Annotated in this window: 20 protein-coding genes; 2 read left to right on the forward strand and 18 right to left on the reverse strand. The window is 52.0% G+C overall.

What is annotated here, in order from left to right; all coding sequences use genetic code 11:
• Positions 1-33: 33 nt before the first annotated feature.
• The 8 genes from ACJ9Y9_RS14565 to ACJ9Y9_RS14600 all read right to left on the reverse strand — a co-directional run bounded on the left by ACJ9Y9_RS14565 (position 34) and on the right by ACJ9Y9_RS14600 (position 8191).
• On the reverse strand, positions 34-1245 hold the full coding sequence (locus tag ACJ9Y9_RS14565) for a phage major capsid protein (protein ID WP_028021402.1): 1212 nt from the start codon (positions 1243-1245) through the stop codon (positions 34-36).
• 9 nt (positions 1246-1254) lie between these two features.
• Complete coding sequence (locus tag ACJ9Y9_RS14570; RefSeq protein ID WP_231079218.1) at positions 1255-2103, reverse strand: head maturation protease, ClpP-related; 849 nt, start codon at positions 2101-2103, stop codon at positions 1255-1257.
• A gap of 13 nt (positions 2104-2116) precedes the next feature.
• Complete coding sequence (locus tag ACJ9Y9_RS14575) at positions 2117-3421, reverse strand: phage portal protein (protein ID WP_059476491.1); 1305 nt, start codon at positions 3419-3421, stop codon at positions 2117-2119.
• Complete coding sequence (locus ACJ9Y9_RS14580) at positions 3421-5157, reverse strand: terminase large subunit (RefSeq protein WP_231079219.1); 1737 nt, start codon at positions 5155-5157, stop codon at positions 3421-3423. The genes ACJ9Y9_RS14575 and ACJ9Y9_RS14580 overlap by 1 nt, the downstream gene beginning before the upstream one ends.
• Positions 5157-5654 carry a phage terminase small subunit P27 family gene (locus ACJ9Y9_RS14585; protein ID WP_231079220.1) on the reverse strand — a complete coding sequence of 166 codons (498 nt, stop codon included), beginning with the start codon at positions 5652-5654 and terminating at the stop codon, positions 5157-5159. Before ACJ9Y9_RS14585 ends, ACJ9Y9_RS14580 begins: the two co-directional genes overlap by 1 nt.
• Before the next feature lie 157 nt (positions 5655-5811).
• Positions 5812-6162 (reverse strand): HNH endonuclease, encoded by a 351-nt coding sequence (locus tag ACJ9Y9_RS14590; RefSeq protein WP_032619870.1) that lies wholly within the window; start codon positions 6160-6162, stop codon positions 5812-5814.
• Complete coding sequence (locus ACJ9Y9_RS14595) at positions 6162-6752, reverse strand: hypothetical protein (RefSeq protein ID WP_375294219.1); 591 nt, start codon at positions 6750-6752, stop codon at positions 6162-6164. Before ACJ9Y9_RS14595 ends, ACJ9Y9_RS14590 begins: the two co-directional genes overlap by 1 nt.
• Positions 6734-8191, reverse strand: coding sequence for a glycosyltransferase family 2 protein (locus ACJ9Y9_RS14600; protein ID WP_028019546.1), 1458 nt, complete (start codon positions 8189-8191; stop codon positions 6734-6736). Before ACJ9Y9_RS14600 ends, ACJ9Y9_RS14595 begins: the two co-directional genes overlap by 19 nt.
• 69 nt (positions 8192-8260) lie before the next feature.
• On the opposite strand from ACJ9Y9_RS14600, the gene ACJ9Y9_RS14605 reads away from it, so the two are divergent.
• A complete protein-coding gene (locus ACJ9Y9_RS14605; protein ID WP_152546614.1) occupies positions 8261-8452 on the forward strand; it encodes a hypothetical protein in 192 nt (63 codons plus the stop codon).
• Positions 8453-8551: 99 nt separating this feature from the next.
• Here the strand turns inward: ACJ9Y9_RS14605 and ACJ9Y9_RS14610 are convergent, their stop codons facing one another.
• From ACJ9Y9_RS14610 to ACJ9Y9_RS14640, 7 genes are read right to left on the reverse strand one after another with little or no spacing between them, the layout of a single operon-like run.
• A complete protein-coding gene (locus ACJ9Y9_RS14610; RefSeq protein WP_028019547.1) occupies positions 8552-8776 on the reverse strand; it encodes a hypothetical protein in 225 nt (74 codons plus the stop codon).
• 29 nt (positions 8777-8805) lie between these two features.
• Complete coding sequence (locus tag ACJ9Y9_RS14615; RefSeq protein ID WP_050482960.1) at positions 8806-8997, reverse strand: hypothetical protein; 192 nt, start codon at positions 8995-8997, stop codon at positions 8806-8808.
• Entirely contained in the window at positions 8948-9223 is a 276-nt protein-coding gene (locus tag ACJ9Y9_RS14620) for a hypothetical protein (protein WP_028019548.1), read from the reverse strand. The genes ACJ9Y9_RS14615 and ACJ9Y9_RS14620 overlap by 50 nt, the downstream gene beginning before the upstream one ends.
• Positions 9220-9531, reverse strand: a complete 312-nt coding sequence (locus ACJ9Y9_RS14625) for a hypothetical protein (protein WP_028019549.1) — start codon at positions 9529-9531, stop codon at positions 9220-9222. The genes ACJ9Y9_RS14620 and ACJ9Y9_RS14625 overlap by 4 nt, the downstream gene beginning before the upstream one ends.
• Position 9532: 1 nt before the next feature.
• Positions 9533-10165 carry a glycoside hydrolase family 19 protein gene (locus ACJ9Y9_RS14630; protein ID WP_028019550.1) on the reverse strand — a complete coding sequence of 211 codons (633 nt, stop codon included), beginning with the start codon at positions 10163-10165 and terminating at the stop codon, positions 9533-9535.
• Positions 10165-10446: a phage holin family protein gene (locus ACJ9Y9_RS14635; protein ID WP_028019551.1), complete on the reverse strand. Its 282-nt coding sequence runs from the start codon at positions 10444-10446 to the stop codon at positions 10165-10167. The genes ACJ9Y9_RS14630 and ACJ9Y9_RS14635 overlap by 1 nt, the downstream gene beginning before the upstream one ends.
• On the reverse strand, positions 10433-10828 hold the full coding sequence (locus tag ACJ9Y9_RS14640) for a phage holin family protein (RefSeq protein ID WP_022648767.1): 396 nt from the start codon (positions 10826-10828) through the stop codon (positions 10433-10435). The genes ACJ9Y9_RS14635 and ACJ9Y9_RS14640 overlap by 14 nt, the downstream gene beginning before the upstream one ends.
• Positions 10829-10952: 124 nt before the next feature.
• Between ACJ9Y9_RS14640 and ACJ9Y9_RS14645 the strand changes: the two genes are divergently transcribed.
• Positions 10953-11594 (forward strand): hypothetical protein, encoded by a 642-nt coding sequence (locus tag ACJ9Y9_RS14645; protein WP_032667037.1) that lies wholly within the window; start codon positions 10953-10955, stop codon positions 11592-11594.
• 73 nt (positions 11595-11667) lie between these two features.
• Here ACJ9Y9_RS14645 and ACJ9Y9_RS14650 read toward each other — a convergent pair whose 3' ends face one another.
• From ACJ9Y9_RS14650 to ACJ9Y9_RS14660, 3 genes are read right to left on the reverse strand one after another with little or no spacing between them, the layout of a single operon-like run.
• Positions 11668-12246 carry a DUF1133 family protein gene (locus ACJ9Y9_RS14650; RefSeq protein WP_028019553.1) on the reverse strand — a complete coding sequence of 193 codons (579 nt, stop codon included), beginning with the start codon at positions 12244-12246 and terminating at the stop codon, positions 11668-11670.
• Positions 12247-12259: 13 nt separating this feature from the next.
• Positions 12260-13249, reverse strand: a complete 990-nt coding sequence (locus ACJ9Y9_RS14655) for a DUF968 domain-containing protein (RefSeq protein WP_028021400.1) — start codon at positions 13247-13249, stop codon at positions 12260-12262.
• On the reverse strand, positions 13246-13962 hold the full coding sequence (locus tag ACJ9Y9_RS14660; RefSeq protein WP_028019555.1) for a phage antirepressor KilAC domain-containing protein: 717 nt from the start codon (positions 13960-13962) through the stop codon (positions 13246-13248). Before ACJ9Y9_RS14660 ends, ACJ9Y9_RS14655 begins: the two co-directional genes overlap by 4 nt.
• Positions 13963-13966: the final 4 nt, after the last annotated feature.

The raw sequence follows: 13966 nt of genomic DNA on the forward strand, positions 1-13966 counted from the left end.
CGAAAAAAAGCGGCCCGAAGGCCGCATTATTTATCAGCTACCAGCGCCAGTGCTGAATGAACCGTACACGAACGCTTCAGGGCGTTTAACGGCCAGCGCCAGACGTTCTTCACAACGGATGGTGATCATGTTTTTCTCAAAGTCGTCGGTGTTCTCCGTGGAGATAACCACGTTAGCATCTTCGCGGTCGAAGATTTGCGCCCCAGCGTTGAAAGCACCGGTCAGGAATTTACCCTGGAAGGCCGCCGCTTCCGTGGCTACAACCGGCAAGCCCCAAAGCGTCGGTCCAGTCAGCGCTGCAGGGTTAGCCAGGATGTAACGGCCAAGGCTGTCTTTGGTCAGTTCGATCCGCGCCCAGTCAATGAAGTGAAGAACGTGGCCAGATGCCGGGAATCGCGCCAGTTGCGCCTGCAGCATTGCCAGGCGCAGATCGTCAATCCCGCTCTGCTGTTCCACAGTGAACGCCGGATTAAACGCTGACGCCTGAGGAACAATGCCATGCAGATGCACGCCGGTACCATCACCGAAGAGAATTTCCTGCTCTTCCGCGTACTTCAGTCCGTAGCGCATTTCTGCATCAACGGTTGACTGCAGCTGTGCGAAGTCATCCAGGATCTGCTTCGAGGCTTTGAACAGGTGAGCGATGGTGCTTACGCCAGTGATTTTCGGCGTGAACTCAATTTCGCTGTATGGTTTCTGCGTATTTTCAGGAACCACTTTCGCGTTATTGGTAAAGCCTGTCTGCTGCACCCAGAAAATAGCTGAGGATGATGTACGGCCTGGAGCAATCAGATCGCGGATGAACAGGCGCTGTTTCGGTGCCGTATCAATACCCGGCAGGCGCTGTGGCTCCACAACACCATCAGGAACATCCACCGAAGTCAGGGCTGCCTTAACCGGAATACTGATGCGCTTACCACCTTCCACGCTGGAAGCAAAGGTTTTCAGGGCTTCAGCGGAGATCACCTGGTGGCCAACGGACTCGACAATCTGTTTCGCGTTTGCCAGCGGCATCTGGGCAACATGTTGCTCAAGTTCGCCCATTGCGGCCTTCAGCGTTTTTTCTGCTTCACGCAGGGCGTTGAACTCAGAAGCCATTTTATCGACGGCTGCCTTTGTTTCTTCTGACAGCTTGCCGGATTTCTGCGCCTCTTTGAGTGCATCTTCTGCTTTAGCGTTGAACTTTCCGGTTGCCTCTTCGATGCTGGCCGTGACTTTTTTCAAAATATCGTTTACTTCAGACATAAAGGGTCCTTATTTGACTAACGCCGCCAGGGCGATTTCAAGTGAATTGATGGTTTCAGGTTTGATGTCTTCGGCAGCGCCCGGCGTACCGTCGTTGGTGGTGACAGCGCCAGGCATGCCACCGGATAAGGCTTTAATGAGTTTTCTGCGCTCAGAGCGCGGGGTGTTGGTCTTGGCCAGCAATGCATCAAGTTTGCGAAGCGCAGCTGCAGGCGATTCGTCGCCGTCGCTGACCGCATCAGCAGAAAGCAAGCTATCTGCCAGCCCCTTCGCCACAGCATCACTGCCACCGATATAGCTTTCCGCGTCCATCAGCTTTTTCACAGCGGCCATATCAAGGCCGGAGCGCGCCGCGTAGATGTCAGCCATAGCGGTATCGAAAGGTTCCAGTGACTGTGCCAGTTCTGCAAAATCATGGCGGTTTCCCATCGCGTATACCCAGCAGTTGTGGATCATCAGGAAGGCGCCGCGGCCAATCTGAATATCATCCCCGGCCATCGCAATTATCGAGGCGGCGCTGGCGGCAATTCCCAGCACCTTCACCGTTATACGGCCTTCGTATTCGCGGAGCAGGTTATAAATAGCCAGACCCTCGAACATGTCGCCGCCCGGTGAGTTGATATTCACCGTAACGTCGGCACCGTTCATAGCCCGAAGCGCACCGGCAATGCGTTTAGCTGTTACCCCTTCGCCCCAGTAGTCCTGCCCGATAACATCAAAAACAGAAATGCTGTTATCGTCGGTGGCCGCCGCTTTGATCCCGCCGTCCCAGCGGTCCAGTGCGGACGGTAATGTTTCACAGGTAACGCGCGCGCAGGGGCGACCCGCCGGTGCTACCGGAAGTTGTTTTTTGCTCATCAGGAAAGTGCTCCTAAGCGGCCTGTTTCAGCGGAGATTGTTCAAAGGAAATATCGGGAAATACGTGGTTATGCAGCTCTCGCAGGGCCAGTGCCTGAACAGCAGGGTTGCTGCTTTCGAGATTTTTCAGTTGCGTCAGGTTGAGCTGAACGGTGTAAATATCGCCCCCTTCAATCGGCGGCATGTTCTCAAGACGACGAACGTCATTACGGGACATCCAGCCATTCTGAAGCGCGCTGGTATAGTATGCCGCGCGACCGGCACTATCGGCTCGCAGCAGACCTTCAACAGAGAATTCTGCAAACACTTCGTCATCGCTGTCGAGTAAGCACCGGCCAATTTCCTGCTCAATATTCACCAGCAGCGGTCGAAGTGTATGAGTCAGAAACTGCAGGTTCATACCTTCCAGGCTGGATGCCCAGCTGCTTTGTTTCGTGGTGTGACCAACCATGAAAGGCGGCACGCGAAACCAGCGGCAGATCTCCTCAATGCTAAATGCGCGGCTTTCGAGCATCTGAGCATCTTCCGGGTTCATGGTCACGCCCTGGTACGTCAAACCACCCTCAAGAACCATGATTTTCCCGGCGTTTTTCGAACCGGTAAACGCCGCCATGTAACCGCGAAGTTTTTCACGTTGAGTATCATCCAGAGCTTTATCAGAAGAGAGGAATCCTGAACTCTGCAGGCCCTGTTCGAATATCTTCGCAGCGGACTCTTCAACGGCCATTGCTGAACCGATCACATCCCGGCCAGTCTTCATCGGCATCATGCCGCAAACACCGTCCAGACCGAACCCGCGAATGTGCATGATGTTTTTGACCGGAATGACGCGCTCGTTTCCGTTTTCAGTGTATTTGTATTCCAGCGCCCCAGTAGTGAGACGTTTAACCACCATGTTCTGCGGCAGTAAAGGCACCAGCGAAACAAGGCGGTTTGCGATGAATTTCTTCTCAATGAAGGCGTTCCCGCGCAGGCAAATACTGGCGACCACCATCAACATAAAGCGTGATGGTGTCATTTCTGAATTGGGGCGGCGGCACAGTATCGAATAGGCCGGATGATCGGTTGCCGCTTTGCGCGAACCGTCAGGCTGTCGAACATATATTTTCAGCGGAAGGGTTGAAATAGACTCGCTTAACAGCCTTACGCATGCCCACACAGCCGATAGCTGGATGGCTTTATCGGCCGTGACCACCTTTCCGCTGCTGCTGGTGCCAAACCATTCCTCCCAGAACGTGCCGGTAGTCAGGCTGATAGGCACACCAAGCCAGTTAAGCAGAGCGCTTTTCACCCTGCCTGGCTGTTTGTTTTTTTTCATCAGAAACCTACCATGATGGGATTATTGAAGAATCCGGAGAGATCCTGCTGGTCGTTGCCACCGTTAACCAGAACGCGGCTCATTGCTGTGAACAATGCCGCCGGGCCATCAATCTTGGCCTCTGGTGTGGACTTGTTCGGGAAAATGTTCTCGTTTCGGTCAGGTTTGACGGTTACGTTGGACATCATCCAGTTCATTACCGGGTGATCGCTGTGATGGAAGCGGCCACCGTATACCAGTGCTTCGACCTCTTTCATCGCCTCAGAGAAATTGCGAACCGTCTGCGGCACTTCCACCAGCGGCAGCCCTTCTTCTGCCAGCGCAAGGCTGAACTGCGTCGCACTCCACGGGTCGAAGCCAATTTCTTTCAGACTCTCTCCAGCAACCCACACCTGTAGCTCTTCCTTAATCTGAGCATGGTCGATTACATCCCCGTCGGTAAGGATCAGCTTGTCCATCTCGGCCCACTTACGATAGAGCTCTGCCATCTGGCGTGAACACTTATCAAGGCGTCCCTCCGGCAGCCAGAATTTAAAATCCGCATGAACGTGGCCACCTGGTGCGCGCCAGACTTTAGCGGCTGCACAGATATCAATTTTGTTTGAAAGGTCAACGCCCACCCAGGAGGGATAGGTTTTAAGTTCGTGCTGCGGGGCGATAAACTCGCATTTTTCCCATTTCATCATGTCCATCCAGGCAGACTCAGCGGTAACCCAGATATTCATGTGTTTGGTGAAAAAGTTTATCCTGGCCGAAACCTGCTCTTTCGCCTTTTTAGCTAGGCGGCGCAGGTCATCCCAGCGCTTACAGATACCCAGCCCCGGATTCGCCTTCTGCCAGACTTTTTCATCAAAGGGATCGTCACCTTCATCTAAGGTGTAGATGATGGCAAAAAACGTATCGTCTTTAACCAGGCCGCGCAGGACCTTGATTGCGTAATCGCGTAGTTCGTAACAGATACCTTCTTTGTTGAAGCCGGCGGTGGTGATACCGAAAAGCAGCGATTGCAGGCGCGCGCCTGTGGCCGTCTCCAGAACGTCCCAGACGTCACGGGTTTTATGAGCATGCAGCTCGTCGACGATGGCACAGTGGATGTTCAGGCCGTCGAGGTTGTTCGCATCTGATGATAAAGGCTCGAATTTGGAGGCCGTTTGCTCCTGGTAGATAGCGAGCTTGTTGAATTCGAAGATCCGGCCAAGAGTGGCTTTCGCCTTCTTGACCATATTTTTCGCGTCTTCAAAAACAATTCGCGCCTGGTCACGGGTGGTTGCAGCGGAATAAACCTCCGCCCCGCCCTCGCCGTCTGCGCCAGCCATATAAAGCCCCACACCGGAGCAAAGCGTTGATTTGGCATTTTTACGGGCCACCTCAACATCTGCTGTACGGAAACGCCGAACCATCACCGGCCGACCGCTGCCGTCGTTACGCAGAACGGTTTCCCCCGTCTCTTCGTTAACCAGCGGGATAACAAAACCAAAAATATTAATCAGGATGAAAACATGCCAGTCCATCAGCTCAATAGGCTGGCCTGCCAGCGCACCTTTGACGTGAGGAACAAAATTATAGAAATTCAGAATGTGCTGCGCGCGCGGCTCACTGAAGAAAATACCGCGCTCTTCGCCGTGTGCCAGATCGTCAAGAAAACGCTGACAGGCAAGGCGCACATACTCACAGGCAATAATTTCTCCCGCCACCACCCTATCGGCGTAGCGGATGCCTTCTGCAACCTTAGCCATTAATCCCTCGCTTTCATAAACTCGGCCAACGGATCAACCGCATCAGGACCTTTTGCATTCACTTTAGAGCGGCTGGCTGGCGTCATGCCGAACTCACCGAGCATGGCACGCAGACGTTTCCAGGCATCAGCTTTCATGACGGCTGCCGGGTGAGCCTTGATCATGCGAATCTCTCGCTCTTTGCCTTCGTCTGGCTCTTCGTCGCTATATACGGCGTAGGTGTAGCCTTCTCTCTCCAGCGTATCGCAGTGATGCCGGTACTCGGTGTAAACCTCAACCAGAAGCTCAAGGGCTCTGGCGTCCAGTTGGGACATCACACCGATAGCATCGAGCTCGTCGGCCATCCGCTTGAACCAGTATTTCCCCTGCTTGTCGAAATGCTTCGGCGTTGGGGGTACCCCTGCAACGGGTTTTGGTTCGTTCTCATTGATCGGGCGTTTTGATGGGTTACCCCTCACCAAACGTAGATGGGTCGGGGTTTTCGGTGGTCCAGACATAATCGAAAACTCCTATTAATCATCGAGTGGGGGACCCCATAAAAAAGTTTTCTAACCTGCGGCGATGTGAAAAGAGGTTAGGCGGCGGTCCTTTGGCGCGTCGTTCCTGAACTTTCAACCCGCCCTCCCCATCGGTCGATTCAAATGAGAATTGATGTCATTTGAGTCTTTCGACCGCTGTCTTCGCCCTGTGGCAAGGCTTGCAGAGGCTTTCGAGGTTGGACAGGTCATCGGTCCCCCCATTTGCTTTGGCGGTGATGTGGTCCACCGTCTCAGCGGGTGTATACCTTCCATTTCGCAGGCATTCCTGACAAAGGTGTTTATCTCTGTCGAGAACGATTGGGCGCAGCCTGTCCCACTTGCTGCCATAACCTCGCTGATGCCTGCTCTGTCCTCGCTGATGCTGCTGCCAGCCTTCGTTAAGGTGCTTGGGACAATAGCCTGAGCGGTCTGTGGTTGTGCCAGGACAGCCACGCTTACGGCATGCTCTCGGTATTAACGCAGGCATCAGGCTAACCTCCACGCCCGGCGGCGTTCTGTGCGTGGCGCTGAGTCAGGGTGACGCTCAACCGGCTCGCCGTCAGCATGGTCCACCAGCGAGTAACACGGATAGATCACTGAGCCACCCCAAGCATCACCCACTGCAAAATCGGCAGGCTTATCACTGTCCCATCGAGATAGCACACGGCTTATACGGTGATGCGGCACGCTGTAGCAAACACCATGAATCAGGCGAGGAAACGAAATGAATTCATATCGAGCTTTATCAGCAATGATTAGCCGTTCGGCTATTTGCATCTGATACTGAGGAGGCCGACCAGTACCGAGGTAAAAGCTCAGAAGGTCATCTGGGCAGCGTACTAACCAGTCGGTTACCTTTTCGGTGAATCCAGGTACCGGCAGCGCGTCGTCTTCCAGCACCACTACCCGGCAGGTTTGCTCTGCAGCCCACTCAAGCGCGCGACGATGATTCCAGTTAGCACCGTGGTTACCGTCATCAATCAGAAGATGAGCATCCAGCAGCGCGGCAAGTCGTTGCGCATAACCTATGCGAGAGTGATGGCCAACCACAACAAACTTCACTTGTGTTTCCACCATGCGACCTCCTTACCGATACCATCAGTTTTGAAAACGGTATGAACCAGAGGGCCGGTGACCAGCCTGTCAGCGAATGACTGCGCGACAATACCGAACGCCAGCATGTCACCCACCGCGGCGCCAGCCTGTTCTTTCTTCCAGAAGCGATAACTCTCGATCCGGTAGTAAAGACGGATGATGCAGTGAGAGAACGCCATTACATCAGCGCGGGTGCCACCCAGCAGACCAGCGTTAAACATCACATCGTTGCGGTGCGCTTCAATAAATTCCTGATAGATACGCTCCGGATGATTCTGCTTTGCCCAGGTGTCCGCGTATGTCTTCGGTTCTGAACCGACATAAACCTTTCCTGGCTGCATTTCTTCCCACGGTGCGCGAAGCATTTCGACATCGGTACCATCAGTACACCAGACGAACCGGTATTCAGGGTGATCGCGCAGGTGCTGCCAGATATGCAGCCAGCGCCGGAAGTAGACATTCATCTTCACGTCAGAAACGCGATACAGCTCAACGTCTGCCGGTGCCGTCTGAAGTTCATCCACCAGCGCGATACGGCCACAGTTTCGAAGCGAGGCAGCCCACTTGGTCAGCATGTCAGGTGCGGCCGCCATTTTCGTACCGCGCTGCGGGTCTGGCTGGCTGGTAAGCAACGTTGTTATAACCACGTCGCGCTGAGAACGATACTCGGCATAGCCTGTATATCCTGAATCACGGCGCTGGCCATAAATCACAGCGTTCCTTTTATCGAGCGCTTCACGTTCAGGTCTCGGTATGCTGCGGGCGCCTTCTTCATACTCGTCCATTGAGTGAATCAGCTTTTCAGAGCCAACCACATCAGCAAACGCCCAGGACGTTAAACCAGCATTGTGAATCCGAAGGGCCAGGTCAGGATGTTCGTACATGCCGCGACCGTATACCGGATCGAATCCTCCGACCTTCTCGATTGCACTGCGATGGTAATACAGCATCACACCGCGCTGCCCGGTGTAAGCGATATGCTTATCATCCCGGTACAGGACGGTCATATCGTTAATCTTTCGTGGTCCAGCAAGGTCAAGAAACTGATAAGCCAGATGGGGTTCTGGTGACTCGATGTATGGAAGATGCCAGTTATCGGCGATGGGCCAGGCATCATCATCCCAAAGGAATAGATGCTCGCACCCGGCATCCATCAGGGCTGAAAGGCTGGCGTTCTTCGAAGCAACAATGCCGAGTGATGTTTCATTGCGAAGCAGCTGCACGCCGTCGGGCACTACCGCTGCAGGTTTTGAACCATCATCGATAACCACCACCAGCGCACAGGCTGGCAGGTGCCTCAGATGCTGCTCAAGTGCTCTTTTCAAAACATCTTGGCGTTGATGTGTCGTTATAGCAATGCCAATCAATGGCAGGTTGGATTCAAGCGGGGCGTAATGGGTACCATCAATAATAACTTCCATTGTGTCCTATAACCCTGTCAAAGATTGTCGTAGACTGTGATTTCACACACTTTTGCAAAGGAATTGATTATGGCTTCAAGCACAAAATGCCCAAAATGCGATTCGACGAGTTTTGAACTGGATATGAGAACCAGAGTATCTGGCAGCAACCACCAATTTTATTTCGTGCGCTGCTCCGGGTGCGGAGCAGCTATTTCAGCCACAAGCTATAAGTTGCATTTACTGATTGAAGAAATGGCAAAAAAAATGGGTATTTCCTGAATATCCCTCAGCAATATCTCATCTGAGGGATATTGCTGACCTTATTCTTCTTTTGGAATAACCATTATCAAGCCCACCTGCAGGTGAGCTTTGTAATGGTTACTGAGCCGGTTGAATATCGATGAAGTATTCTTTCCCCTGCTCGAACTGTTCGAAAGCTGCTGGGTTAGAGATGACCATCTGCAGTTGACCGCTGGGGGTATACTTCGACCAGGCTTCGTTATCCTTACTGCCGGTCGTTACCGCCATCAGGTTGACGACAGCAGAAGAGTTATCTGGCGATTTATTGATGCTGTTACATTGAAATTTTGCACGTACAGTCATTGGGATTCCTCGGCTAGTAAAAAGCCCCGCTATTGCGAGGCTCTGGTTTCTTTCTGGCAGTTCGCCTGCCACGCTTTGTTATGCGCCAGGATGTCTTTCTTCGTCTGGCGGTCCATAACGTCAATATCATGATCGGTCAGGTAGATTGGCTTTACCCAATCACAGGCGGTATCAACCACCACCGGGACGCTTCCACGTGTCACGCAGCTCGCGATCAACATCGTCATCAGGCATATGGTTAACAGTCTGCTGTGCATTGCTGGCCTCTTTCGTTGTCTCTACCCGGCGCTCTGCTACAGCGACCGTTGCGGCGGCGTTCTCTTCGGTTCGCTGCTGCTCTGCTTTCGCCTCAGCTTTGCTGGTACCACGTGAATGACCGATGCCAAACGCTCCGGCAATCACTGCAATCGCTGCAAATATCAGCCCTAAAATTATTTCAAGGTTCATCGTTCGTCCCTTACCTGCTGCTGGACTTTTCCGACCAGTTGGCTATGAGAACCAACCTCCGATATGCCGATTCCACTTATTCCGATGTATTCACGTCCAGTTTGTTTGTCCTGGATGAGATAAACACCGCGCCAATTGTCATAGGCGAGACCATCACGAAACTCTGACATTTTTGTCACCTTGATGCGGTCAGCATCAGAGGAAAGTTGCGAGGAAACTGCCATGGTAGATTTGGCTGGCTCTGGCCCATTGTCGCAAGCAGAGAGAAGAAGAACGGTGGAAAGTGCCAGAAATATCTTTGATGTCATATCACACCACCAGCACTGATTTTGCCAGGTTAAACAGCGCACGGCGTTTATCCAGCCCGTTACGACCACCATTGATAAGCAGTGTCACGCGCTCAACATCGCCGGAATGAAGAAGGCAACCATGAGAGACATAGAACCATGCAGCGGAGCGTGCAGCGTACTCGTCCCGCTCCAGCAGCTCAGGCTGGGTAACAAGGTCCAGTTTCAGAGCCTGCCCACAGCTGCGGTAATTGCTCAGCCCAGTGATTTGCTTCAGTCCGCGTCCGCGATATTTCCAGCCATCACCAGTAACCTGATTCCCCAGATACTCTTTACCCCATTCCCCGCCGTAAACCAGATTGGCTATTGCTTTCTGATTGGCCGGTTGCGTTGCCGTTCTGCCGAGTACTGAGGCCTGCTGCTCAGTGATACGGTGCTTACCGAATGTCGGTACCAGGTTCTCTACCGCATAGTTCAGGCTTTCCACCATCCGGGTAAATCCCCCAGACTCGTGCCCCATTTGAGCGATAAACATGGCCTGATCCAGCGATGCCGTAATGCCGAACTCTTTCATTGCAGAATCCAGATGTGGAAACCAGCGCGCAGCTAACCCGGCGCTTAACCCAGCCGCCTTTTGGAATTGTGATTGGTTCATTAGTGCCTCAGTGCATCAACCAGGCGCGCTACGTTTCCCCGAGCCCAGAGAACGGCGGCGCATATCAGGACGTTCACCAGCACCACGAACCAGTGCGATTCATGATACAGGCCGAACAGATAACGGAAAGGGACGCTGGCGTATACCAGCACCGTAAAATAAGCCATCAGCGATATCAGAGGGCGATGTCTCGCCCCACCGCGCTGGTAGAACATCAGAGCAAGTACGATCACCCCACAGATAAGTGCATTCACCATTGCACTCGGATCACTTGTTACCATTGCTGGCCCCTCCACCACGTAAACGTGAGAGAATTCCAAACAGGCTACCCAAATCCTGACTGTTGACGAACGTCAGCAGCTTAATAGCAATAGCGGCTACGATTACCGCGCCCAGCGCATCAAGTGGCCTGTCGCTATACCCCGTCCATTTGGAGAAGTAAGAGCCAAGCAGAGGCGCGCCAATAACGCCGAAGATGAATGAGGTGATGAAGTAGCCCACCAGCTTAAGTCGACTGATGTTTACCGCCGTAGCGACGTAGAACACCGCACCAGCGAATGCGCCGAACACCACACCGTAATCTATGCCAGTTGCCAGACCGAACATGCTGGCCCCCATCAGACCACCAGCCGCTACCGTAGTGCCAGAAACAGGATCGGACATTTAGCCCCCTCTTATTGCCGTGAGTCCTCTCATAAAAATTGAGGGGAAAGTTTTCTTTTTATCTGTAAAGGTTCAAAATACATATTTGAATAAAATACATACCATCTAATAGGAGGTAAGAGATTTGCTTTACAAATACATAAAATCAGAACATGCGGAAATGTTTTTCCAGAATGGTACATTGAGAATAGGAACTCTTTTAGATTTCAAAAAAAACGAGACTTTTAATGAAGCCATCGGAGATAAAAAAGAAGGTTCTCATTTCCCATTTATGGACATAGACCAGACTTTGTATATTGATGAAATGACTGAATCGCAATCATCATTTCTCAATGGGTTTATGGATTTAGGTGCTGGTTCATCAATAACTGGTATAAAGTTAGTCCGTGAAATTAGTTCGGAAGATTTCTATGTTTTCTGCATGACTACAGAACCAAGCAGAAAAGCGATGAATGAATTTGATTGCGACACTTGCATAGAGATTTTTAACCCTATCTTATTTATCAATGCCTTGACAAATAAGATAAGACGAACAGCAGGTGAAATTGCTTGGCATGGCGAAATCACTTATATGGATAAGGAATATCCTTACTTTATAGATACTAAGTTACACCCTGCTCAAACAAAAGATATTAAATATTCTTATCAGAAAGAGTACAGGGCAATCTGGCAAAGAAGGAGCGTAACACCTGTTGATACCATTTTGAGCCCTATATTTATTAAGGCTCCAAAAGCCATAAAGCATTGCAGGCTCATTAAGATATAAAAAAACCCGCGACTTAGCGGGTTCTTTATGTTTTGTAGCTCAATTCGCTTTAACGTCCCGAGCTTAACACAATTTAAGCACTTTCTTGCTCACTCTGCAACTTAAATCTGTCGCCATTTGTGTCAAACGCGTCACAAAGTGGAGCGTACAGGATCGATTCTGCCAAACTTATCCATGTGTCGATTCGGCGGCGGCATGTTATGAGGGTCCAGTCAGGGTGTTTGGCATTAAGCTCGTTCGCCATCTGAAGCTTGCTCTTGCGAAGTCTGTGACGGTCCACAATGACGCCATAAAGCGATCGGTAGTCGTCATTCATCAGGACTGACGCAATTACACCATCCACCTTAAGCCCCTCTTCGTCTGAGCAGAACGCCAGGCCGCTTTTGTTTTTGCTGTCGAGGATTTCGCGCAGGTAAGCTTCCAGTTCAGGTTTAGTGATGCCGGATTTCTTCATGCGGCGCAGCGCATCGTTGATTGCGGTCTTGGTAATTTTCCCGGACGCAAGCAGCTGGTTGAACATGTTTCCGCCTGAGCCACCACCGATATAAGACCAGCGACCCCACATACGGAGCTTACCCTGTACCCAGATGCTTTCGAGAGTGCGAAGGCGAACCATCTCGCCGGATTTGCCAACTTCTGAAGGATTGATCATGTTGCGTCTCCACTTACGCCAGTACGCCGATTTCCAGCGCACGATCTAAAAACCGAAACAACAGCACCAACTGGTCGCCGTGCTTCGCTTCAAATGCCACAGGATCAGCGTGCAACTCATCGTGATGCGCTCTGCACAGCGGTATCACAAACAGGTCATGCGCTTTGGTACCCATTCCACCCTGCCCGTGGCCTATCAGGTGGTGGGGGTCGTCTGCCGGGTTATTGCAGCAACTGCACTGCTGAGACTTCACCCAGCGGGTGTATTTGTCGTTCTCCCAGCGACGGCGCTTTGGCCTCAGCATGAAAGATTCCGGTGATTCAGGATCGACCTTCACCGAGACTATCTTCTTAACTTTCTCCTGGAGGATTTCTGTAGCCGGTAATGACGGAACAATGTCGCTTTCCCGCATCACTGAACTGTGCGATTCAGGCTTAATCCTGAGTGCCTGGTTAGCCACTGATTCAGGAATAAGGTCAGCCAGATCGTTACGTACCATCCACCAGCAGAACTCTGGAAGCGTCAGGGTGTGGTCAGCGCCAAAGCCCAGCATAATATTCACCCTTTCGAGCAGCCATTTTACCAGGTTCTGCATGGCAATTCCTGCCAGTCTTTCAGAGGTTTGTTCACGTAACTGGTTATCACAGCCCCAGCAGAGGCTAATGCTTCCGGGGGTATGACGCATCACCGTAAAGTCCTTTGAGTGCCATTCATTATGGGGCCACTGACATTCGAATTTACGCTCCAGCCAGGCATCAAGGCCGCTAAGACCACCAGCACGCTGAATTACTCTCTCATTCAGAAAAAGCTCCTGCATGCTGACATCATCTGTCAGTGGCTGGTGCGCTTCCGGAATAAGACCAGATGGAAGATGCTTGATTGCTTCTGATGGGATTTCAATCACTACCCGGCCACGACGGAACAGCCACAGCAACTCGTTACCAGGGCGGAACAGCACCACCCCGGACATTGGCGCAACTTCAGGTGTCAGTATGGCTCTCACGCGATTTGCCCCTTAGCGATATGTTCAGCCCACAGGCCGCCAATCCAGCGCACGCCCTTTGCGGTGAAGCGAGACTGATTGAATGTGTAGTTGGTCTGGTTGGTGGTGCCGGTCTTCACTTCAAAGCGCCCTGCTTCGATGTGTTTACTCTTTGGTGTAAGCACACGGTTTAGCCGGTACATGATGCCGTTCTCAATGAGGAACATCGCGAACTCAGGTTCTTTGGCGTTCAGGAGCTTGGCAACCTGCCGGAACGTCATTGAGCCAGTAGCTTTGACGTAGCGATCAACAAATTCTGCCTTTGGTGCGGCGATGGCCAGCTCTTCACTCAGGCGCTGTTTCTGTTCGGCAAGATCGGCGGCCAGGCGGAGTGCTTCAGGTAGAGTTTGAGGCACAACCATCCCGGCTCCGCTCTCCAGTTCCTGCCAGCGGTCAACAAGGCGGGCGGTAAACTCAGGGCAAAGCTGCGCGACGATAACGTAGCTATCGCGCTTGTTAACTTCGTAGTAATGGTAAACCTGCTGGTTTTGAGGGTGGGTGTACTGCAATGCAGCATACCCCCCAATTACGCCAGAATTCATGAGGCGCTCGATGGTCACACAGACGTTGCTGTGTCGTGAGTCGACCAGCTTAGCAATCTCACGGCTGGACATAGTTATTTGCTGTCCCATCGCGGCGACGTGGTGAGTATGACACATTACGGTGATATTCATCTGA

It is taken from the genome of Enterobacter sp. CPE_E1241, assembly GCF_045618265.1.
Taxonomy (GTDB): domain Bacteria; phylum Pseudomonadota; class Gammaproteobacteria; order Enterobacterales; family Enterobacteriaceae; genus Enterobacter; species Enterobacter adelaidei.